The organism is Gelidibacter sp. (assembly GCF_053579655.1).
This window is the reverse complement of record NZ_JBMDWE010000002.1, coordinates 41,652-62,255: the sequence shown is the minus strand read 5'-3', so window position 1 is coordinate 62,255 and position 20,604 is coordinate 41,652. Positions and strand designations below refer to the sequence as shown.

The 20,604-nt window shown below is 39.1% G+C and carries 14 protein-coding genes; 10 read left to right on the top strand and 4 right to left on the bottom strand.

The window, feature by feature from the left end; genetic code table 11:
* Positions 1–62: 62 nt before the first annotated feature.
* From ACOH2D_RS01530 to ACOH2D_RS01520, 3 genes are all read left to right on the top strand, one after another.
* Positions 63–566 carry an RDD family protein gene (locus ACOH2D_RS01530; RefSeq protein ID WP_449534176.1) on the top strand — a complete coding sequence of 168 codons (504 nt, stop codon included), beginning with the start codon at positions 63–65 and terminating at the stop codon, positions 564–566.
* Between the two features lie 102 nt (positions 567–668).
* A complete protein-coding gene (gene aspS, locus ACOH2D_RS01525) occupies positions 669–2,426 on the top strand; it encodes an aspartate--tRNA ligase (RefSeq protein WP_449534175.1) in 1,758 nt (585 codons plus the stop codon).
* A gap of 184 nt (positions 2,427–2,610) precedes the next feature.
* Positions 2,611–2,847, top strand: a complete 237-nt coding sequence (locus ACOH2D_RS01520) for a hypothetical protein (RefSeq protein ID WP_348034800.1) — start codon at positions 2,611–2,613, stop codon at positions 2,845–2,847.
* Here the strand turns inward: ACOH2D_RS01520 and ACOH2D_RS01515 are convergent.
* Complete coding sequence (locus tag ACOH2D_RS01515; protein WP_449534174.1) at positions 2,844–3,293, bottom strand: nucleoside deaminase; 450 nt, start codon at positions 3,291–3,293, stop codon at positions 2,844–2,846. The genes ACOH2D_RS01520 and ACOH2D_RS01515 overlap by 4 nt on opposite strands.
* A 61-nt stretch (positions 3,294–3,354) precedes the next feature.
* Here ACOH2D_RS01515 and dxs point away from each other — a divergent pair, with 61 nt between their 5' ends.
* Positions 3,355–5,133, top strand: coding sequence for a 1-deoxy-D-xylulose-5-phosphate synthase (gene dxs / locus ACOH2D_RS01510; protein WP_449534173.1), 1,779 nt, complete (start codon positions 3,355–3,357; stop codon positions 5,131–5,133).
* Here dxs and ACOH2D_RS01505 read toward each other — a convergent pair.
* Together ACOH2D_RS01505 and dgt are read right to left on the bottom strand one after the other, a co-directional pair.
* On the bottom strand, positions 5,110–5,265 hold the full coding sequence (locus ACOH2D_RS01505) for a hypothetical protein (protein ID WP_348034803.1): 156 nt from the start codon (positions 5,263–5,265) through the stop codon (positions 5,110–5,112). The two genes, dxs and ACOH2D_RS01505, sit on opposite strands and share 24 nt — an antisense overlap.
* A gap of 291 nt (positions 5,266–5,556) precedes the next feature.
* Positions 5,557–6,900 (bottom strand): dGTP triphosphohydrolase, encoded by a 1,344-nt coding sequence (gene dgt / locus ACOH2D_RS01500; RefSeq protein WP_348034804.1) that lies wholly within the window; start codon positions 6,898–6,900, stop codon positions 5,557–5,559.
* Between the two features lie 178 nt (positions 6,901–7,078).
* Here dgt and ACOH2D_RS01495 point away from each other — a divergent pair, with 178 nt between their 5' ends.
* A complete protein-coding gene (locus ACOH2D_RS01495; RefSeq protein ID WP_449534172.1) occupies positions 7,079–9,814 on the top strand; it encodes a TonB-dependent receptor in 2,736 nt (911 codons plus the stop codon).
* A 59-nt stretch (positions 9,815–9,873) separates the two neighbouring features.
* The gene (locus ACOH2D_RS01490; protein ID WP_449534171.1) at positions 9,874–11,067 is read left to right on the top strand and encodes a beta-helix domain-containing protein; all 1,194 of its coding nucleotides are present in this window, start codon (positions 9,874–9,876) and stop codon (positions 11,065–11,067) included.
* A gap of 186 nt (positions 11,068–11,253) precedes the next feature.
* On the opposite strand, the gene ACOH2D_RS01485 is transcribed toward ACOH2D_RS01490, so the two are convergent.
* Positions 11,254–14,508: a zinc-dependent metalloprotease gene (locus tag ACOH2D_RS01485; protein ID WP_449534170.1), complete on the bottom strand. Its 3,255-nt coding sequence runs from the start codon at positions 14,506–14,508 to the stop codon at positions 11,254–11,256.
* Between the two features lie 279 nt (positions 14,509–14,787).
* On the opposite strand from ACOH2D_RS01485, the gene ACOH2D_RS01480 reads away from it, so the two are divergent.
* The 4 genes from ACOH2D_RS01480 (at position 14,788) to ACOH2D_RS01465 (ending at position 20,565) form a co-directional block, all read left to right on the top strand.
* Positions 14,788–15,735 carry a bifunctional riboflavin kinase/FAD synthetase gene (locus ACOH2D_RS01480; RefSeq protein ID WP_348034808.1) on the top strand — a complete coding sequence of 316 codons (948 nt, stop codon included), beginning with the start codon at positions 14,788–14,790 and terminating at the stop codon, positions 15,733–15,735.
* Positions 15,716–17,068 carry an HTTM domain-containing protein gene (locus tag ACOH2D_RS01475; protein ID WP_449534169.1) on the top strand — a complete coding sequence of 451 codons (1,353 nt, stop codon included), beginning with the start codon at positions 15,716–15,718 and terminating at the stop codon, positions 17,066–17,068. The genes ACOH2D_RS01480 and ACOH2D_RS01475 overlap by 20 nt, the downstream gene beginning before the upstream one ends.
* 62 nt (positions 17,069–17,130) lie before the next feature.
* Positions 17,131–18,399 carry a serine--tRNA ligase gene (gene serS / locus ACOH2D_RS01470; protein WP_348035278.1) on the top strand — a complete coding sequence of 423 codons (1,269 nt, stop codon included), beginning with the start codon at positions 17,131–17,133 and terminating at the stop codon, positions 18,397–18,399.
* Positions 18,400–18,780: 381 nt separating this feature from the next.
* Complete coding sequence (locus ACOH2D_RS01465; protein WP_449534168.1) at positions 18,781–20,565, top strand: tetratricopeptide repeat protein; 1,785 nt, start codon at positions 18,781–18,783, stop codon at positions 20,563–20,565.
* Positions 20,566–20,604: the final 39 nt, after the last annotated feature.

Sequence of the window (20,604 nt, the reverse complement as noted above, 5' to 3'; positions counted from 1 at the left end):
AAATAATCCTTTCCAATCTTTGGTCGAGAACTGTATATTTGATAAAATTAGCCGCTTAAAACATGAAGGTTCAAAATATTATTATCACTGAAGAAATGCTTGCCAGTAAAAACAAACGTTTCTTAAACTATCTTATCGATATAATTCCTCAATATGTGATCATGTTCGTTCTTGGTTTTGCTTCCGTTTATATAAGCGATTACTTGGGATATTACGAAATGGGTCAGTTTTTCACTGAACTATCAACCATAGAGGACCTGACGATCAGCTACTTGCTGCTTTTGCTTTATTACTTCATTTTTGAAAGCCTAACCTTTAGATCTTTAGGCAAATACGCCACAAACACTAAAGTTATTATGCAAAATGGAGAAGAGCCGACTCCCAAGGATATTTTAATCAGAACTTTATGTAGACTCATTCCATTTGACGGCCTTTCATTTCTTGGCGTTAAGGGCAAAGGCTGGCATGATTCCATTTCTAAAACCTATGTCGTGGATATTGCAAAGTTTGAAGTTGGACAATTACTAGCAACTGAAATCGACCAAATAGGTCAATGGACCGAATAAACACGCCATGTCTCTGACATAGGAGAAACACCAACAATTGTTTTCCCTTTTTATTTGATACTCATTTAACTTCATTAAATTTGCACTTCAATTTTTCATACTATGTACAGAAGTCACAACTGTGGTGAGTTAAGAGCATCACATATCAATAATGAGGTTACACTTTCAGGCTGGGTTCAAAGGAGCCGCGATAAAGGCTTCATGCTTTGGATCGATTTACGCGACCGCTACGGCATTACTCAACTTGTTTTTGATGAGGAACGCACTCCAAAAGCCTTGATGGAACAAGCACAAAACTTAGGTCGTGAATTCGTCATTCAAGTTAAAGGCACCGTTATTGAACGCGCTTCCAAAAACCCTAACCTACCAACAGGAGATGTTGAGATTCTGGTGACGGCATTGACCATTCTCAATGCCTCACTTCTCCCGCCTTTTACGATTGAAGATGATACGGATGGTGGTGAAGAGTTACGTATGAAATACCGTTACTTGGACATCCGAAGAAATCCTGTAAAAAACAGTTTGATTTTTAGAGCCAAAGTAGCACAAGAAGTGCGCAATTATTTATCAAAAGAAGGTTTTATAGAAGTTGAAACTCCTTATTTAATAAAGTCAACGCCAGAAGGCGCGCGTGATTTTGTGGTTCCAAGCCGCATGAACGAAGGACAATTTTATGCGCTTCCACAGAGTCCGCAAACGTTCAAACAACTGTTGATGGTTGGTGGCATGGATAAATATTTCCAGATTGTGAAGTGCTTTAGAGATGAAGATTTACGTGCTGACAGACAGCCAGAATTCACACAAATTGACTGTGAAATGGCCTTTGTTGAGCAAGAAGATATCTTAATCGCCTTTGAAGGATTAACCCGTCATTTGTTGAAAGAAGTCAATGGCATAGAGATTGAAAAATTCCCACGCATGACCTATGACGAAGCCATGCAAAAATATGGTAACGACAAACCAGACATTCGTTTTGGAATGGAGTTTGGAGAATTAAACGCCGTCGCACAACATAAAGACTTTGGCGTTTTCAATACTGCAGAATTGGTGGTAGGAATTGCAGTTCCTGGCGGAAACAGTTATACCCGTAAAGAAATTGACCAATTGATTGATTGGGTAAAGCGCCCCCAAATCGGTGCTTTAGGCATGGTCTATTCACGTTACAATGAGGACGGCTCTCATAAATCGTCGGTTGATAAATTTTATGATCAAGATGATTTGGCCAAATGGGCAGAAATAACTGGCGCAAAACCTGGAGACCTTATTTGTGTCCTTTCCGGAGACGCCCATAAAGTAAGAACACAATTAAGTGCCTTACGAATGGAATTGGCAACCCGTTTGGGCTTGCGCGATCCTAAAGTATTTGCACCGTTATGGGTGGTCGATTTCCCATTATTGGAATGGGATGAAGACACCAAACGTTACCACGCCATGCACCATCCATTTACCTCGCCAAAACCAGGACAGTTGGAACTCTTGAAAACAGATCCAGGTGCTGTAAAAGCGAATGCTTATGATTTGGTATTGAACGGCAACGAAATTGGTGGTGGTTCTATCAGAATCCACGATAAAAAAACCCAAGCCTTAATGTTTGATTATTTAGGATTTACGCCTGAAGAAGCTAAAGCGCAATTCGGATTTTTAATGGATGCTTTCCAATATGGCGCACCTCCTCACGGTGGATTAGCCTTTGGATTAGACCGATTAGTGGCCATTTTGGGCGGACAGGAAACCATTCGTGATTTTATTGCGTTCCCGAAAAACAATTCTGGCCGTGATGTGATGATTGACGCACCTGCGCCGATTGATGATAAACAACTCGAAGAATTAAGTTTAAAATTGAACTTGAAATCAAAATAATTTAAGTCCTGCATAACGCAGGACTTTTTTATAAGAAAACAAACTTTAACTAAAGTACCTTAGAGGTTTTAAACAGACTGAAAGTCTATTTTCATTCGTGAAATTAACAGTAATAATTTACGCCAGTATGTTCAGAGAACGGGTAATTTCGGGAAAAATTCGCGTCTAATTTTTTAAACAAACAATGAAATATTTAATTATTATCCTATCTATTCTTACCTTATGCAGTATTGCCGGAGGTTTTATTTTCGAAACGGAATATTCTCAAAAAATGATCGGCTTTGGCATCGCTGGTTTATTCTTTGTTGTATTTCCTATATTCTCCTATTACCGATGGAAAGATAAAAACTTCAAGGACTATATGCTGACGAAAGAAAATCTTGACAAGATGCGCGAGAAAGGCAAGGAGAAGAAGTTTTAATTCAGATTCCGTTTTTCAATAAAGAATCGTTTTAGCAATTGTGCTGCTTCATCTGCTAAAACACCGCCAACCATGACAGTTTTTGGATGAAGCTTGGTATTTAATACTTTACAGCCTCTTTCGGTATCGGTTGCGCCGTAAACAATTCTGCTTATTTGACTCCAATATAAAGCACCTGCACACATTTGGCAAGGCTCCAAGGTCACATAAAGCGTACAGTTAGTCAGATACTTTCCGCCTAAAAAATTAGATGCTGCAGTTATGGCCTGCATTTCGGCGTGCGCTGTGACGTCCGTAAGCAATTCCGTTAAGTTATGCGCTCTGGCAATGATTCTATTGTCAATCACAATGACGGCACCCACAGGAATCTCGCCTTTATCAAAAGCAATCTCAGCTTCCTGCAAAGCTTTTCTCATAAAATAAACGTCGTCAAAGGGATTTTCCACGGTACAATCTTCAAGGGTTAAAAATCAAAAATACAATTTCAAGTGTTACATTTGTAATCAGATGAAAAAATTATTGGATCATATCAATTTTCCTTCCGATTTAAGAGCATTAAATCAAGATGATTTACCACAACTCGCCAAAGAACTGCGGGAATTTATCATTGATATCGTGGCCACCAAAGAAGGGCATTTGGGCGCGAGTCTTGGGGTTGTTGAACTGACCATCGCTTTACATTATGTCTTTAACACACCGGAAGATTTGTTGGTTTGGGATGTTGGCCATCAAGCTTACGGACACAAACTATTAACCGGTAGAAAGTCGCTTTTTCATACCAATCGACAACTTCATGGTATCAGTGGTTTTCCAAAACGGGAGGAGAGTGATTACGACACTTTTGGCGTTGGACACTCCTCTACTTCTATTTCAGCAGCATTAGGAATGGCCATTGCCTCGCAATTAAAAGGCGAAGATAGACACCATGTGGCCATTATTGGCGACGCTTCCATTGCCAGCGGAATGGCTTTTGAAGGCTTGAATCATGCTGGCGTTACCGAGGCTAACTTATTGGTTATCCTCAATGATAATGCGATCGGCATCGACCCAAGTGTGGGCGCCCTCAAACAATATTTGACCAATGTTAAAAATGGGATTCAAAAACAGGACAATATTTTTGAAGCCTTAAATTTTGATTATACCGGACCGATTGATGGCCATGATTTGGATGCGCTTATCAAAGAACTTCAACGCTTAAAAACTGTAAAAGGACCAAAGTTTTTGCATGTAATTACCACCAAAGGAAAAGGCTTAAAACAAGCAGAAGAAAACCAGGTCATCTATCATGCCCCAGGAAAATTCGACGCCACAACAGGCGATTTGATTACAAAATCAGCATCGTCGCTCACAAAATTTCAGGATGTTTTTGGATTAACGCTACTTGAATTAGCAGAACAAAATCCAAACATTGTTGGCATCACACCGGCCATGCCCACCGGAAGTTCCCTCAAATTCATGATGGACCAAATGCCAGATCGCGCCATTGATGTGGGTATTGCAGAGCAACATGCCGTGACACTTTCCGCAGGGATGGCCACGCAAGGGATGGTGGTTTTTTGCAATATTTATTCTACGTTTTTGCAGCGCGCTTATGACCAAGTGATTCATGACGTCGCGCTGCAGAATTTGCCAGTCATTTTTTGCTTGGACCGCGCCGGATTAGTGGGCGAAGATGGCGCAACCCATCATGGCGTTTTTGATTTGGCCTATTTGAGATGCATTCCCAACCTCATCATTTTCGCACCTCGCGACGAAACTGAATTGCGTAACATCATGTACACCGCCCAACTGGGACTTCAACATCCCATCGCCATCAGATATCCGCGTGGCTATGGTGTGATTCCTGATTGGAAACAACCTTATAAAAAACTGGAGATTGGCAAAGGCGAAGTACTCAAATCAGGAAAAGACATTGCTGTTTTAACTGTCGGATTCATCGCCCAAAACGCAAAAGAAGCGCTTTTAAAAGTAGATGCTAAAGATACAATTGCCCATTATGATATGCGTTTTGTAAAACCTTTGGATGAAGCACTTTTACATGAAGTTTTCAAATCCTTTAAATACATCATTACGGTTGAAGATGGCACTGTTAAGGGTGGATTTGGCTCAGCAATTTTAGAGTTTGCCGCAGAACATCAGTATTATACTCCTATAAAGATATTAGGCGTTCCCGATGCTTTCGTGGAACAAGGTAGCGTTGCGCAATTGCAACAATTGGCACAGTTTGACACCGATCATATTGTCAAAAGTATTGAAGTGGCGTTACTCGCGATCAAGTCCAACTAAATCGGACTGTTGATGCTCATTATGTGCATTCGCATGAACGGGATCATTCGACTTTGAAAGATCATTAACTACAAATAAAAAAGCGACCGTTATCAACAGAATAACTAAGGCGCCAAAAGCATTCTTTTTCATAATAATTCAGTTAGGAATACTTTAAATAAACGAAATTGACTAAAAGCAAATTAATTCGTTGAAGTGCAAATAAAGAATACTTTTACCCAATTAAAACTTTATTGATCTTCTTAGCCAATAGTATCGATGAAGATCTTTCAGCGCTTTAATTCGTTAATGTTCTTAATCTTTCTGTTTTTATAAATCCACACTAAAAAGATCATAATCCAAAATTTCAATACTTTACGTGTTCAGTCTTTGTTCTTGGTTCTAAAAGCGCAGCGGTCTTAATTCTTTGTCGGACGATAATTTTTAGAAATGTGTCCCTCTCAATTTCTTATGCGTCAAAATAGCCTTACTATCTGAAAATTTAGCCACATAATTACAAATGCCCATTAAGCTATCATATAAGGTTCCTTGGTTCAAATCTAAGGTTTTTGGAAAAATTTTAAGAATTAACTTATGATAGTTACTTAAGGTGCCTTGGTGGTGGTTAACTATCGTATCTGTAAAAACATCCAGGATGCCATCAACTATCTTAAATCCGGCGATTTCCTTATCCACGACTTCTTCCGATTGGTAAACTTTTTCTACACTTAGTTTTATAATATCCTTGATTTGGGCCTGATATTTCGAAACGTCCATCAAGGCTTTATCAAATTTTCCACTGAGAATATCTTCTTCATGCGTCATGAACAACTCGACCGTTTCATTGATCAAGGTACTGATGGCCAACGCACGCAAATAGCTGATGCGGTCTTCCGTATTGGATAAAGCATGATAATTATTCGTATTGATGGTATCTCTTACCAATTTAATCAGATATTCCAAGGCATATTCCTCATCGATCAAACCGAGGTTGATACCATCTTCAAAATCGATAATGGTATAACAAATATCATCTGCAGCTTCGACCAGAAAAGCCAAAGGGTGGCGGGCATAGCTTAAATCTTGATTTCCTGTACGGTTTACCAGTCCGAGTTCTTCAGCAACCTCAACAAAAGCCGCTTTTTCACTTTGGAAAAACCCGTATTTTTTATCGGCGATATGTGAGGTTGGTTTTTTAGGCAAGGATTCCTTAGGATATTTCGTAAAAGCACCAAGCGTGGCATAACTTAAACGCAAACCTCCCAATCTGCCTACGCGGCTTTCCGTTAAAATTTTAAAACCGTTCGCATTTCCTTCAAAATCACATAAGTCCTGATATTCTTTATCCGTCAGATGGGTTTGGAAATGTTTGCCTTTGCCATTTCTAAAAAATTCACCGATCGCTTTTTCCCCAGAATGCCCAAACGGCGGATTCCCAATGTCATGGGCCAAGGCAGCCGCAGCCACAATAGCGCCAAAATCGTTGGCTTGATAGCCATGAATATTTTGAAGATGTGGGTATTTGGCCAATACTTTCTGGCCCACACGACGGCCTAAACTTCGTCCTACGACGCTGACTTCCAGACTATGTGTCAAACGAGTATGTACAAAATCAATTTCTGACAATGGAATGACTTGGGTTTTATCCTGAAGACTTCTAAATTCTGAAGAAAAAATGACACGATCATAATCGACTTCAAAACCCAAACGTGTTTCATCCTGTTCTTTCCGAATACGTTTGTGCGTGTCTCCAAATCGTTTTAATGATAATAATTGCTCCCAGTTCATAGTAAGATTTTATACGCCTGCAAGATACATTTTTCAATGTTAAATTAAGAAGTCCGATTTGCAATAATTTACCTAAAACTAACATTAAGCTAACTATTATATGACTTAGGTTTCATCTTGAGTTAACCTCCTTCTTGGGCATCATGACTTTCTTTGCAATGAATAATCATAACAACAAATGAAGTACATTTTAACACTACTGCCCCTTATTTTTACCTCCATCCTTAGCGCACAATCTACAGCTTCGATTGCTGGAAAATTGATTGATAAAGAATATAATGATGAGCCTTTAGCTTTTGGAAACGTACTTATAAAAGGAACCACCATCGGGACGACCTCGGACATGGATGGCACTTACAGTTTTGACAATTTAAACGAAGGCCGCTACACCTTAATCTACAGTTTTGTTGGGTATCAAACCCAGGAATTGGAGGTGGCACTGACTGCGGGAAAAATCGTCAGCATTAATGTGGACATGGTCGCCAGTGCCGACACTTTAGATGAAGTGGTCATTTCAACCACCACTCGAAAAGAAAGTGAAGTCGCTTTATTGTTGGATCAAAAAAAAGCCATTGAAATTAAGCAGAATATCGGTATCGAGGAATTGTCAAGAAAAGGCGTAAGCGATGTGGCTAGCGCGGTTATCAAAACAACAGGAGTTTCAAAACAGGAAGGCTCCAACGCGATTTACGTGCGTGGTTTGGGAGATCGCTATAACTCGACATCACTTAACGGACTTCCGATAAGTTCCAATGATCCTGAAAGGAAAAACATTGCATTAGATCTCTTTTCTACAGATATCGTCGAGTTTATATCGATTGATAAAGTTTACGGGCCTAAAATCTCGGGGGATTTTGCCGGTGGAAACGTTGATATAACGTCCATCGACTACAAAGGAAAAGGCATGTTAGAGTTATCATTAGGCAGCACTTTAGGCACCAATGCCATGGTTGAATTCAATGACTTTAAACTTCAGAATGGCCCAAGCAGATCTGGCTTTTCATCTTATGGTATTCCTAACAACCCTCTTAACGGCTATAATTTTGAAAACAGTTTGGCAACCATCAAAGAAAAACCGTTAGGCAGTTCTATTGGCTTAAAAGCCGGTCAATCTTTTCATATTGGCCAAGAAGGAAGTCTTAATCTATTTGCAACCGCTAGTTTTGATAATGGTTTTGAATATCGCGAAGGCATTAACCAGAGCGTCAATGCACAAGGCGCAAAACTGAAATCTTTCCATCAAGAGCGTTTTTCTTATAACACCAATGCCACGGGAATGTTCAATGCGAATTACCGCATGAACGCCAACCATAAAATAGCCTATAACTTTTTGATGGTAAATTCCTCAAGCCAATCCAGAGATACTTATCAAGGGTTTATTCGTGACATTGCCGAAGATGACAACGGACTCATTAAACGCAGCACCTACATTCAGAATACGCTCTTCATCAACCAATTGTTGGGAAATCATAAACTGTCGGATAAGTTCGATTTTGATTGGGCAGCATCTTACAATAAAGTAGAAGGCGATATGCCAGATAGAACTCAAAACACCTTGAAGTATTCGGACGTTTCTAACGGTTACATGTTTGCGCAAAATACCATTACCGACAACCACCGCTATTATCAAAATTTGATAGAGGATGAGTTGGCCGCCAATCTATCGGTAAGTTATAAATTAGATGAAGAAGCGAATGGCAATTCCAAGGGGGAAATGACCTTAGGATATAACGGACGATTTAAAAAACGTGATTTTGAAGCCATTCAGTTCAATTTTAGGATCGCTGGAAGTCAATTAAACACGCTGGTTAATCCTGATGATTTGGACTCATTCTTAAATCAACAAAACTTTGAAAACGGGTTGTTTGGCATCGAATCCTTTGCAGGTTTAACCCCGCAAACCTATAATGGCGAACAAACAATTCACGCAGGTTTTGCGAGTTTGGAATATAAACTTTCAGATCAACTGAGCGCCATGGCAGGCTTACGATTTGAAAAAGTAGAACAGACCGTATCCTGGAGAACGCAATTGGATGCTTCGGGAAAAAGCAACACCTTCAACAGAAACGAGTTTTTGCCAAGCCTCATTTTGAAGTATGAATTAGATGAAAAACAAAATTTACGCTTAGGCGCCAGTAAAACTTACACCTTACCACAATTTAAAGAACGCGCACTTTTCATTTACGAAGATGTGACCGAAGTAAAAGTTGGTAATCCAGACCTCTATCCTTCACAAAACTATAACCTCGATTTAAAATGGGAAATTTTCCCTAAAAACTCAGAGCTTTTATCCCTAACCGCTTTTGGAAAATACATTTTGGATCCCATCAACGAAATCACTTTAGCCTCTTCTACCAATGATATTTCGTTCCTAAACACAGGCGATTCTGGTTATGTGTATGGCGCAGAAATTGAAGTCAGAAAAGATATTTTCAGCTTTGATGAAGCGCAGTCCCATAAACTTTCCGCAGGACTTAATGCCTCTTATATGCAAACTCATCAAGATTTAGATTCTGACAAAATAAGAAAAGAAACCAATTACAACACTAATCTTACCCATGACACCTCAAGCTTTACAGGAGCTGCGGATTTCTTATTGAATGCAGACATCTCCTATTTCAAGGATTTCAAAAACAACGGGAATCTGATGGCGACGCTGGCCTATTCTTATACTTCAGACAGACTTTATGCGCTTGGGGTCGAGACTAAAGGAAACTTGGTTGACAAGAGCGTAGGTACTTTCGACTTCATCTTTAAAACCAAAATAAATAAAAATTTAGGCATTGATTTTACGATCAAAAACTTGCTGAATCCAGCTATCGAAAGAGTTCAAGAAAATGCTTCAGAAAACATTACCGTATTATCATACAAACATGGTGCTTTTTTCAAACTGGGCTTGAACTACAAACTCTAAACCTCTTAATTATAACCACACAATCATTTTTAAATCAAAACAATTAACAACTAAACATTATGAAAAAAACAATTTCGAAAATTTTAGGAATAGCATTTTTATCAGGCTTGATATTTACAACATCCTGTTCAAATAATGACGACAATCCATTTCCTGACCCAGACGGCACATCATTTATTTTAGACCGTAACAACCTTACTGGAGAAATTAAAGATGGAGAAGTCATTTTAGAATCCGGAACGTATAAATTAACCGGAAAACTCATTGTAAACGCAGGCGCTAAATTGACCATTAAAGAAGGGGTTAAAATAGAAGCAACTTCGGTATCAAACGATGATTTTGCTTCCGTAAGATATATTGCGGTAGCACAAAACGGTAAAATTGACGTGCAAGGAACGGCTACAAAACCTGTAGTCATGACGGCGACCACTCAAGCTCCTGGCGCTTGGGGCGGATTGGTAGTATGTGGAAATGCTCCGATTAACAAAGGCACGACAGCATCGGCCGAAGTTTCCGACTTAACCTATGGCGGTGGAGATAGTGCTGATAATTCAGGTTCTATAAAATATTTAAGAATAGAATATTCAGGTTTCGCTTACAATTCAGAAAAAGAATTCAACGGGCTTTCATTATTTGGAGTCGGTAGCGGAACAACAATAGAATATGTACAAATTCATGAAGGTTCAGATGATGGTTTTGAATTTTTTGGAGGAACTGCCAACGCAAAATATCTGGTAGTGACGAATTTCACGGATCAGGTTGGAGATGATTTGTTCGACTGGACTGAAGGTTGGTCAGGAACTGGCGAAAACTGGTACGGTATCCGAACGAATGCAGGAAATAGAGGAATTGAAGCCGATAACAATTCAAACAATCACTTGGCAACACCTATCTCTAATCCTACCATCAAAAACCTGACGTTAATTGGTTTAGGAGCTGCAGACACCAGTTCAGAATCGCAAGCCATAAAATTAAGAGTGGGTACCAAAGCTAAATTTGACAACTTGGTTTTGAGCAATTGGAAAACAGGTTTCGACATTCAACATGATGAAAGCATTGGTTATGTAACTGCGGGTTCATTGGTTGCAACCAACGTCAAGTTTGACAAGGTCACAACGCTATCCGTTGGAAAAAACACGGTTGGTGCAGCGGTTGATGTATCTTCAGTATACAGCATAAACGAAAATGCTACAGGAGCCGGCAACGGAACTGCTAAACCTACTTGGGCCAACGGTTGGACTGTAGGTCTATAATTAAATTGCAAATTATTGAAACCATTTGAGTGAAGTCCCTAACTTGCAAAAGACCTTTTCATAATTTTGAAAGGGTCTTTTTTTTTGACCAAATGCATATCTAACATAGATATTGAAAGTATCGACCATAAAAAAGCCGTCTCAACTTGACACATGAGACGGCTTTTGGCTTGTTTTTAAGGACCATTACTTTACTAAGATCTTCTTCGTGACGCTCCTTAACCCATCCGAAATATGGATTACATACATTCCCGATGGTGCATTGTCCAAGCGGATCACTTCTCTAAAGTTAATCGGATTCTTAAAACTATTTTCAAATAGCTTTCTGCCTCTCATATCATAAATATCTATTTTGATAGCGGCTCCTGAATAAGATTTTAATTTGACCGTAAATTCGCCATTGTTCGGATTTGGAAAAACATCAAAGGTCTCAAAGCTATGTTTCTCAACAAATAAGGGCTGCGACAGACAAAACTCTAATGTAAATTCATTTATGCTTCCGCCATCGACGGTATAAGCGTCTGTAACTTGAAGTTTCCAATTGCCTGCAGACATTTCGCCATAAAGGATGGATAAATCTCCTTCGGGCTTAAAAGATCCTGTAAATGGAGCATCAACTGAAGTGATGGAGGTTGCAGCTTCTTGATCAAAAATAGTGTTCGTAAAATTAGCATCAAAAAAACCGCCATTATTTTCTGTCAAAATAACTTGGGCACCGGACGGACTTATCAAAATCAAACGTAAATCGCTCACCAATGAATGGGTAATATTAACCTTTACATTGACATCGGTTATCGGCAAATTTTCTTTCACGGCAATTGTCGAAGTATAAGTATTTGAACCCTCTGCAGAGATTACAATCGGCGTATCTGTTGCCGTAAATGAATATCCACAGGTTGGAATTCCGGTAGAAAAACTATACACTGCAGAAGTCGTACCTGTTGAGCATTGATTTAATGCCTTAACCCTCCAATAATAAACCGTCGCTGGCGCTAAGCTTAGTGAATGAGAAGTGGCTGCAGTTGTATGCGATTCCAAAAGCGTATTAAAATTACTAGTGGTTGAAATCTCCACCATGTACTCTTCCACATTAATATCATTTCCCCAAGTTAAAGTCACGTCTTTATAAAGTCCGTCAGCGCCATTGGTCGGAGTCAATAAAGGGACTGCCGCAATAGTGCCATTAAACACCTCAAGTAACACCGCCGAACTATTGATTTTAGTACCTGAAGTACCTGTTGCGGTAATAGTATAACTCCCTGGAGTAGCATTTCCCATATTACTAACCGTCATAGTTACCGGTGTACCATTAGCAATTGCGGACGCTGGGCTAAATGTCGCCGTAGTTCCCGCTGGTAAATTGGTAGCCGAAAAAGTTGCACTTTGATTGAACCCTTGATACGTGTTGTAAGTAAAATTATAAACGGCATTATTAGGTTGACAAGCTACAACTGATGAGTTCGAGAAATTTAAAAGAAAGTCAACATTGATAATTTTGAAATCAGAAGTGTTCACATTATAAAATATATTGCCAACACTTTCCACCATAATTCGTGCTTTAGTAGTGACCGTTCCGCTCGGAACTGAAATTTGATGCGCCCCATCATTAGCCACATTGGATGCCAAGGTATAAGGAAAAGTCACGCCACCATCTATGGAAAGATTGATGTTGACCATTGAAGTGTTTATGGGAGCGACATTGGTATTGGCTACATCCCAAGTAACAGTTTTATTTGCCCCCACTTCCCAAGTCACATTGGACGTTTGTGAAGTGACCTTAAATGGGCCTGCAGATGCTACGGCTGTTACCTTCATAGCATCAACAGCTGTCTGCCCGCCTCTTGGATCATTATCTCTAACGGTTAAAACAAAATTAAGAACCCTTCCTACTGAAGGCAACTTTTCCCAGGTTGATAAAATGCCACCATTCGCAATGACATCTGGCAATCTCGGAATGTATCTCACCCGATTTCCTGTGCCTTGAAAAGAACGCACCATCGGACCAAATTCTGTAGTTGTTGCTGGCATACCGGCTGGTCCTAAATCAAATTCCTCCCAAGTATAGGTATGGGTCGCAGTGCCGTCCACATCTGTTGAAGCGCCGGTTAACTTATAAGGCGTAGAAATCGGAAGACTATAGGATCCTCCGGCATTTGCTGTAGGTGCCGTATTTCCATTAGGGGATAAAACGGCACAGGTACTGGTGCCCACCGTAATACTCGTCCATATTTGACGCAAACTCGCTTGATGAAAATAATCACTGCTGTTGTTTTGAACATTTTGAGGACTACAAATACCAGCATAAGCCATAATAGTGGATCCACTTCCTGGCTCGTAAGCTGTTTCACTTGATCTATTTCCTCCAGAACAATTACCAGCAGTTCCATTAAAGGTATGCGTAGCTCCAAACTGATGTCCGATTTCATGAGCTACATAATCAATGGAAAATGGATCGCCTGCAGGATTTGTCAAGCCCGTTGTTCCAGCGCCTTTGTTATTTGCACAAGCACTGCCTAAATACGCACTACCTCCCGAACCAGTGGTAAAGGTGTGTCCAATATCATAGCTGGTTGCACCAATTAGTCCATTGATAATTCCGGTAGTAGCTGAAATATTTTCGCCATTTGAAAAAAGACTATTGCCAGTGGTCGAAATCAGAAGATCATTATTAGGCACTAAAGTCATTCTCATGGAGAGTTCTCTATCGTAAATACCATTGACGCGGGTCATCGTGGTATTAATCGCAGCCAAAGCAGAGGCTACCGTGCCTCCGTGAAAATTAGTGTATTCAATACTGGTCCCAACGGCCAATCTAAAGGTACGCGTTGTCCCATCATTGGCATTCCGTGCCGCTGTAAAATCAACCTCTAAATTATTTCTATTAAAAACATTGTCTTCAATAAAACCACATTCAAATAAGTTTTGTGACACAGGAATATCGCGTCTTGAAAAGGCTTTATAAACACCATCAGTGGCGTAAGGATTGACAAACTCAGTGCCTTTGTCCATGGACATGGTCATGGTATGCAATCCTTCTGAGGAAACACTGAAATAAATAACTGTGGAAGGGTTTTTCAAACTATAACCCACATAAGAACGGATTTCAGGGAACTTGGCCTGAAGTTCTGGCGCCATTACTGAATAGTCCATAATCCTGAAAACCTCCATAGAGCCGTCCGCATTTGGAAAATCAAGAAGCGCCTTGGATTGCATTCCCGAAGTTCGCTCTGGCACATTCTGTAATTTGGATTTCAAATTCGACATATCTAATTGATAATAGGTCGCTTTTGAAGGTTTAGATTCCTGAGGAAATACTTTTTCTTGAGAAACACTGTTCTTAGTGATCATCGTCCAAGGAGAATTACCTTGCTGACCAAAAGTCATCGAAAAGGCAAAAATCATGACAAGGAACACACTTGATTTTAAGTACTTGTTTTTCATAGAATGTATAATTGTATCGCGACGATAACGTTTAGAGCAGTGAAAGTTACGTTCAAATTAAATAGATCACAAAAAAAGTATAATGATTCTAAGTGTCCTTTGAAAAACACAAATTTATCCAAGTTCCTTACCGGATATTCATTCTTCTAAAAAATCGAAAATGTTCAACGTAAAACTGTAATATTCTTAACCATCTTTTAAATTACCCTACATGGTCTCCAATTCACAGATAGTAATTTTTTTTAACCTCTTAAATGGTTATTTTTACAAAAAAATCACTTGAAGGTAATTACAGCATCAGACCGTTCCATTCCGCAAACACCGTCAGTAGTTACTATTGGCACTTTTGACGGCGTTCATATCGGACATCAAAAAATCATCAAAAAACTCACAAAAAAAGCGTCTGAAAAGAACTTAAATTCTGTGGTGCTTACCTTTTTTCCGCATCCGCGCATGGTCTTACAGCAAAATTCAGATATTAAACTCCTGAATACCATTGCTGAACGCAAAGAAATCTTATCAGCCTTAGGATTGGATTATATTTATGTAAAAGAGTTTACAAAAGATTTCGCCAACCTTTCTGCACGTGATTTTGTCAAAACGATTTTAGTTGATACGCTTCATGCCAAATATGTCATCATTGGTTATGATCATCAATTTGGCAAAAATCGAAGTGCCAATATCGACGATTTGAGAAAATTTGGAGCAGAATTCGGTTTTGAAGTTGAAGAAATTTCAGCCCAAGATGTAAAAGATGTTGCCGTGAGCTCCACCAAAATCAGGTCATCGCTCCTTTCTGGCGATATTAAAACGGCAAATGCCTTTTTAGGATATGACTATTATATTAATGGCACCGTCGTAAGAGGAAAAGGTTTTGGCAAAAAAATGGAATTTCCTACAGCAAACATAAGCGTTGATGAAACCTATAAACTCATTCCTAAAAATGGCGTTTATGTTGTGGCTTCTTCTTATAAAAATAAAACCATTTATGGCATGATGAATATTGGCGTTAACCCAACATTTGAAGGCGATAAAAAAACTATTGAAGCCCATTTTTTTGATTTGGATGAAGACCTTTACGACCGGCATTTAAAAATCTCGTTTTTAGACCGACTCAGGGATGAACGAAAATTTGAATCGGTTGAAGCACTTATTGAGCAATTAAGACAGGATCGAATTAACGCCAAACAAATTATTGCCAACCGCAATGCACAAACTCCTCTTTAAACATATAGACAACAGTGCACTGATTGTGTTTCGAATTATTTTCGGCTTTCTTATTTTCATGGAAAGTATTGGCGCAATTTTTACAGGTTGGGTGCGTCGCACCTTGATTGAACCGCAACAAACATTTTCGTTCATTGGGTTTGAATGGCTTCAACCTTTACCAGGAAAGGGGATGTATGTTTGGTATATCGTGATGGGAATCTGCGGACTTTTCGTCATGGTCGGCTACAAATACCGATGGAGCATGCTCGTCTTTACTTTACTTTGGACAGGTACGTATTTAATGCAAAAATCGTCCTACAACAACCATTATTATTTATTGATGTTGCTCAGTGCTATCATGGTATTTCAACCGGCCAACACCTATGCATCCGTTGACGCTCGTTTAAATCCAAGCATCAAGAAAATTTCAATGCCGCATTGGTGTGCCTTGGTATTCATCTTACAGATGTTTATCGTATACACTTATGGCGCTGTGGCGAAAATTTACCCCGATTGGCTAGATGGCACAGTCGCTGAAGTTTTGATGAAGGGCAAAAAAGATTTGTGGTTAGTTGGAGAAGTTCTGCAGCAAAAATGGACGCATTACACCATTGCTTATGTCGGCATTTTGTTTGACGGATTGATTATTCCATTATTGTTATGGAAACGCACTCGAAAATTTGCGTTTTTCGCTTCCATTTTCTTCCATCTGTTCAATTCTTTCGTATTTCAGATTGGAATTTTCCCTTATCTATCTTTGGCATTTACCCTTTTCTTTTTCCCGACGAAAACCATCCATAAGTTATTTTTAAAACGGAAACCATTTTATGATCAAGACGAAGTCATTGTACCAAAGTACCATAAAGCATTTGTGACTGTATTCATCATCTATTTCATTGTTCAAATCGGTCTACCACTACGCCATTGGTTTTTTGAAGACGATGTGCTATGGACAGAAGAAGGCCATCGTTTATCATGGCGCATGATGCTCCGTGCTAAAAGTGGCCGCACAACCTTTAAAGTTATTAATGCCCAAACCAATTTAGAAATCCCGATCCAAATCGAAGATTATTTGACTCTAAAACAGCAACGTACGGTAAGCACGAAACCCGATGTCATTTGGCAATTTGCCCAACGTTTAAAAAAGATGTTTGCAGCTAAAGGCATCGACGTAAAGGTATTTGTGAATTCTTCTGTTCGGGTAAATGGTGGCGAACTCAACCAATTCATTGATCCCGATGTGGATTTGGGCAGTGTGAAATGGGAACCATTAAAACATAGCGCATGGCTGAGACCTTCCAAACTTAAAAGCACTTCGAAAAAATCAGAAGACCAAGATTATTTTGACTGAAATTAAAAGACTTCAGAACGACGCTTAAAATTTACTTATTTTTACCATCAAATTAAACAAATATGTTACAAGTACCATTTATTAGAGATCACAGAGAGAAAGTGATCGAAGGTTTGAAAAAAAGAAACCTTGATGCTGCGCAAATGATTGATGAAGTCATTGCCCTTGATGAAACCCGACGTCGTTTACAAACGGAATTGGATAACACCTTGGCAGAATCCAACAGTTTATCTAAAGAAATTGGCATCTTGTACAAATCCGGTCAAGCCGATCAAGCCAATGCCTTAAAAGCAAAAACTGGCGAATTAAAAGAAGCTTCAAAAACACTTGGAGACGATCTGAATACGACCGTAGAGGCTTTGAACCAATTGCTCTATAAACTTCCAAACGTACCTCATGACAGTGTTCCTGCTGGAACTACGGCTGACGATAATGAGGAGGTTTACAGAAAAGGAGACATTCCGACTTTGCATGCCAACGCTTTGCCACATTGGGAATTGGCTAAAAAATACGACATCATCGATTTTGAGTTGGGCAACAAAATTACGGGTGCAGGATTTCCTGTATATAAAGGAAAAGGCGCCAAATTACAACGCGCATTAATCTCTTATTTCTTAGATAAAAATACTGCTGCGGGTTATACCGAATATCAATTACCACTTTTGGTCAATGCCGCATCTGGCTTTGGCACAGGACAATTACCTGATAAAGAGGGTCAAATGTACCATGTCACGGAAGACGATCTTTATTTGATTCCAACGGCCGAAGTACCAGGAACCAACATTTTCAGGGATGAACTTCTCGATGCTGCTGATTTGCCAATTGGCATCACAGGCTATACCCCATGTTTCCGTCGTGAAGCCGGAAGTTATGGCGCTCACGTAAGAGGTTTGAACCGTTTGCATCAATTTGACAAAGTAGAAATTTTACGTGTCGAACATCCTGACAATTCCTACAAAGCTTTGGACGGCATGGTGGATCATGTCAAAGAAATTTTAGATGAATTGAAATTGCCATATCGTATTTTGCGTTTATGTGGTGGCGATATCGGATTTACCTCAGCCCTAACCTATGATTTTGAAGTGTTTTCTACCGCTCAGGACCGTTGGCTGGAAATCTCATCCGTTTCAAATTTTGAGACCTTTCAGGCCAACCGCTTGAAATTGCGATTTAGAAATGCTGAAGGGAAAAATGAACTGGCGCATACACTCAACGGAAGTTCATTAGCGTTGCCAAGAGTTTTAGCGGGAATTTTAGAGAATTACCAAATGGAAGATGGCATCCAAATTCCTGAGGTTTTAATTCCTTATACAGGATTTGATAGAATCTAGCTTGTAAGAAAAATCTTATTTATTTCGATATAATGCTAAAAAACCGTGTTGTTTAACGATTTTTTAGCATTTTTCTTTGTATTTAGCCAAAAAATCTCCAAGTTAGTATTCACAAATAGAATTTGACCCCCATGAAAAATTTTATACGCATTTTAATCGTCATATCTTTAGTGCTCTTGGTCACTAGAGTTTTGTTTTAGATATAGTTATCGCATCATAATATTTTACAGCACCAACCAAGATAATTGAATCATTATAAGTAATGGTTAATAGCACATTTATTTTGATGGTAATGCCCAAACTTACGTTTGGGCATTTTTTTTATAAAAAGATTCACAATACCAACGGCTTTAAGTGGCTATCTTTACATAAATTAGTTTCATGAAACAGCTTTTACCGCTCCTTTTCCTATTATTGGGATGCTTGTCTTTTTCACAAAACGATGAAGAACAATTGGCGGCCGACTATTACAAACGTGGCGAATTTGAAAAGGCACTCCTCTCCTATCAAAAATTATATGATGCCCAACCAGACAATTACAACTACATTTATTTTTTGATAAAAACACATCAGGAATTAGAACAATTTAAGGCTGCAGAAACACTCATCAACTCGAAAATACCCATTTATCAAAATCCGGCATTACTAATTGAATTAGGCTATAATTTTCAATTACAGAATGCGATGGACCAGGCGACAAAATACTATCAAGAAGCCATGAACAAGATTGAAGAACGTCCTGGATTCGCTGTACTCATTGCCCGACAGTTTGAAGAGCATTCTTTGCTGGATTACGCCATTGAGACCTACAAAAGAGGTATGGCACTTGACCCCAATTTAAATTTCAATCGAGAACTTGCCAATGTGTACGGCCAACAAGGGAATATCGAATTATTTTTCACGTACTATTTGGCCTACGTTGAAGCCAGACCCGAATATTTAAATAATGCCAAATCACAGTTTAGCGATTTTATTTCAGAAAATAAAGACAATGAGAACAATCTCTTATTAAGAAAACTCTTGCTTAAAAAAATACAAACCCAACCGGACACCTATTGGTATGAACTGCTCAGTTGGCTCTACATTCAAGAGAAAGCTTACAGCAGAGCCTTTACACAAGAAAAAGCCTTGTACATGCGTCAACGCGAAAGTTTAAGCCGAATTATCGAACTGGCCATGACCGCACTGAGCGAAAAAGAAAATGACGTCGCTACAGAAATCTTACAGTATGTCCTAGCGAGCACTCAAAATATTGGCACTATTTTGACGGCCAACCAGTATCTGTTGGATATTGAAACAACAAATGCATCGCCAAAAGATTTACCGGCAATTCAAGAAAAGTACAAACAACTTTTCCTCACCTATGGCATCTCTGAACCCACTTTAGGATTGCAAATAGCCTATGGCAATTTTTTAGCATTCCATTTGAATAAACCCGAAGAGGCCAGCAACTTTTTAAAAGAAAGTTTAAAGCTTAATATTTCCTCCTTACAGCAAGCGGAAGTAAAAATGAAATTGGCCGACATATTGGTATTTCAAGAAAAATTCAATGAAGGCCTCATTTATTACACCCAAATTCAGGCGAACACAAAAAACAGCACCATCGCACAGGAAGCGCGATTTAAAGTGGCAAAAACCAGTTATTACAAAGGCGATTTTGAATGGGCGGAATCACAATTGAAAGTCTTAAAAGCGTCCACCTCACAGCTTATTGCGAATGATGCTTTGGAACTGAAATTATTGATTTCAGATAACAAGTATGAAGATTCGCTTCATGTCGCATTAAAACTTTATGCCAAAGCAGATTTGATGGCGTTTCAAAACAAAAAAGACGAAGCCATTTCATTATTGGATAAAATTCTGACGGAGCACAAAGGCGAAAGCATTGAAGACCAAGCACTTTTTAAACAAGCACAACTCTTTGTTCAGAAAAAGCAATATGACAAAGCCATTAAAAATTATGAATTCATCATTGCCTATCATAACGACGGTATTTTAGCCGATGATGCCTATTATTATTTAGCTGAATTGTACAATAACATCCTTGAGGAACCTGAAAAAGCAAAACCTTTATATGAGAAGATCCTCTTTAATCATCAGGACAGTATTTATTTTATAGAAGCGCGGAAGCAATTTCGGATGTTGCGTGGGGATGCGATAAATTAATTGACATTATGGTCTCATTATAAAGGATCTGTAAATAAA

Excerpts from the sequence above, each read along its gene's own strand:
- ACOH2D_RS01520 (WP_348034800.1), top strand. The coding sequence starts at position 2,611 with ATGAAATATTTAATTATTATCCTATCTATTCTTACCTTATGCAGTATT.
- ACOH2D_RS01490 (WP_449534171.1), top strand. The coding sequence starts at position 9,874 with ATGAAAAAAACAATTTCGAAAATTTTAGGAATAGCATTTTTATCAGGC.
- ACOH2D_RS01465 (WP_449534168.1), top strand. The coding sequence starts at position 18,781 with ATGAAACAGCTTTTACCGCTCCTTTTCCTATTATTGGGATGCTTGTCT.
- ACOH2D_RS01475 (WP_449534169.1), top strand. The coding sequence starts at position 15,716 with ATGCACAAACTCCTCTTTAAACATATAGACAACAGTGCACTGATTGTG.
- dgt (WP_348034804.1), bottom strand. The coding sequence starts at position 6,900 with ATGAACTGGGAGCAATTATTATCATTAAAACGATTTGGAGACACGCAC.
- aspS (WP_449534175.1), top strand. The coding sequence starts at position 669 with ATGTACAGAAGTCACAACTGTGGTGAGTTAAGAGCATCACATATCAAT.
- ACOH2D_RS01505 (WP_348034803.1), bottom strand. The coding sequence starts at position 5,265 with ATGAAAAAGAATGCTTTTGGCGCCTTAGTTATTCTGTTGATAACGGTC.
- serS (WP_348035278.1), top strand. The coding sequence starts at position 17,131 with ATGTTACAAGTACCATTTATTAGAGATCACAGAGAGAAAGTGATCGAA.
- dxs (WP_449534173.1), top strand. The coding sequence starts at position 3,355 with ATGAAAAAATTATTGGATCATATCAATTTTCCTTCCGATTTAAGAGCA.
- ACOH2D_RS01530 (WP_449534176.1), top strand. The coding sequence starts at position 63 with ATGAAGGTTCAAAATATTATTATCACTGAAGAAATGCTTGCCAGTAAA.
- ACOH2D_RS01485 (WP_449534170.1), bottom strand. The coding sequence starts at position 14,508 with ATGAAAAACAAGTACTTAAAATCAAGTGTGTTCCTTGTCATGATTTTT.
- ACOH2D_RS01495 (WP_449534172.1), top strand. The coding sequence starts at position 7,079 with ATGAAGTACATTTTAACACTACTGCCCCTTATTTTTACCTCCATCCTT.